General features: G+C 56.6%; 2 rRNA genes (1 of these 2 cut by a window edge). Both read right to left on the reverse strand.

Annotated features, from left to right (window positions below):
- Positions 1-3: 3 nt before the first annotated feature.
- Positions 4-121, reverse strand: a 5S ribosomal RNA gene (gene rrf, locus V0288_RS24810).
- A 45-nt stretch (positions 122-166) separates the two neighbouring features.
- Positions 167-2,500: ribosomal RNA gene (locus V0288_RS24815) — 23S ribosomal RNA — on the reverse strand (it continues 545 nt past the right edge of the window).

Raw genomic sequence — 2,500 nt, forward strand, 5'->3', positions numbered from 1 at the left:
TAATCCCGGCATCGAGCTATTGTCCCGGTCGGCGACCCGACCAGTATCTTGACCACGGCGACGTTTCACGACCGAGTTCGGGATGGAATCGGGGTGGGACCATCGCGTTAGAGACACCGGGAAGGGGGATACCCTCAAGACCGCTAGAACTAGGTGAAGGGAAAAAGAGGTCAAGCCCTCGGTCTGTTAGGACCCCTCGACTGCACTCGTTACCGAGCTTCCATCTAGAGCCTATTAACGGGTGTTCTTCCCGTGACCTTACCCGCCTGACGCGGCGAGAGCACTCATCTCGAGGTGGGCTTCCCACTTAGATGCTTTCAGCGGTTATCCGCTCCGCACTTGGCTACCCTGCGTCTACCGTTGGCACGATAACAGGTACACCAGCGGTGCGTCCTTCCCGGTCCTCTCGTACTAAGGAAGGCTCCTCTCAATGCTCTTGCGCCCGCACCGGATATGGACCGAACTGTCTCACGACGTTCTGAACCCAGCTCACGTACCGCTTTAATGGGCGAACAGCCCAACCCTTGGGACCGACTTCAGCCCCAGGTTGCGATGAGCCGACATCGAGGTGCCAAACCTCCCCGTCGATGTGAACTCTTGGGGGAGATCAGCCTGTTATCCCTAGAGTAACTTTTATCCGTTGAGCGACGGCCCTTCCACGCGGTGCCGTCGGATCACTAAAGCCGACTTTCGTCCCTGTTCGACTTGTAAGTCTCACAGTCAAGCTCCCTTCTGCTTTTGCACTCTACCGGCCCATTTCCAACGGGCCCGAGGGAACCTTTGCGCGCCTCCGTTACCTTTTAGGAGGCGACCGCCCCAGTCAAACTGCCCGCCTGAAACTGTCTCCCTCCCGGATCACGGGTCGGGGTTAGAATTCTAGCCTCGCCAGAGTGGTATCTCACCGTTAGCTCCACTCCCCCCGCGAGGGGAGTTTCATCGCTTCCCACCTATCCTGCGCAAGCGAGGCCCGAACCCAATTCCAGGTTACAGTAAAGCTTCATAGGGTCTTTCTGTCCGGGTGCGGGTAGTCCGTATCTTCACAGACAATCCTATTTCGCCGAGTCTCTCTCCGAGACAGTGCCCAGATCGTTACGCCTTTCGTGCGGGTCGGAACTTACCCGACAAGGAATTTCGCTACCTTAGGACCGTTATAGTTACGGCCGCCGTTCACCGGGGCTTCGGTCGTCAGCTTCGGGTTACCCCTGACCGACTTCCTTAACCTTCCGGCACTGGGCAGGCGTCAGCCCCCATATTTCCTCTTACGAGTTCGCGGGGACCTGTGTTTTTGGTAAACAGTCGCCTGGGCCTCTTCACTGCGACCCCCTCGCGGGGGCACCCCTTCTTCCGAAGTTACGGGGTGATTTTGCCGAGTTCCTTAGAGAGAGTTATCTCGCGCCCCTTAGTATTCTCTACTCCCCCACCTGTGTCGGTTTCGGGTACGGGCGATTATTCATTAACGTGGTTCGGGCTTTTCTCGGAAGCCTGATGAACGCCACTTCCCTCCCGTGGGAGGTCGGACTCGGGTCTCGGCTCGGGATGTTTTCTCCACCCCTCGTCGCCTCGATTCCTTGCACCGCTAACCAACACGCGGCTGACGCTCACCTTCTCCGTCCCCCGGCACAATGAATAATCGGTACGGGATTGTTAACCCGTTGTCCATCGACTACGCCTCTCGGCCTCGCCTTAGGTCCCGACTAACCCTCCGAGGACGAGCCTCGCGGAGGAACCCTTGGGGTTTCGGGGTATGTGATTCTCACACATATTTTCGCTACTTAAGCCGACATTCTCGCTTCTATCTCGTCCACACCTGCTTGCCGCTAGTGCTTCACCCTTGATAGAACGCTCCCCTACCACTACTATGTAGTCCACGGCTTCGGTAGATAGCTTAGCCCCGTTCATTTTCGGCGCGGGAGCGCTTGACCAGTGAGCTATTACGCACTCTTTCAAGGATTGCTGCTTCTAGGCAAACCTCCTGGTTGTCTCTGCACTCCCACCTCCTTTCTCACTTAGCTATCATTTGGGGACCTTAACCGGTGGTCTGGGCTGTTTCCCTCTCGACGATGAAGCTTATCCCCCACCGTCTCACTGGTAGTTTTTCCGATAGTATTCTGAGTTTGCCTCGCCTTGGTACAGCTCTCGCCGCCCGCGGCGAAACAGTGCTTTACCCCTACCGGACTTCCACTACCGCTGCGCCTCAACACATTTCGGGGAGAACCAGCTAGCTCCGAGTTCGATTGGCATTTCACCCCTAACCACAGCTCATCCGCTAATTTTTCAACATTAGTCGGTTCGGACCTCCACAGGCTTTTACGCGAGCTTCATCCTGGCCATGGTTAGATCACCCGGGTTCGGGTCTACAAATCGTGACTAACGCCCTTTTCGGACTCGCTTTCGCTTTGGCTCCGGGGTTTTCCCCCTTAACCCGCCACGACCTGTAAGTCGCCGGCTCATTCTTCAACAGGCACACGGTCAGACGTTCAATCGTCCTCCCATTGCTTGT

The sequence above is a fragment of the Pannus brasiliensis CCIBt3594 genome (assembly GCF_036688125.1).
In the GTDB taxonomy this organism is placed as follows: domain Bacteria; phylum Cyanobacteriota; class Cyanobacteriia; order Cyanobacteriales; family Microcystaceae; genus Pannus; species Pannus brasiliensis.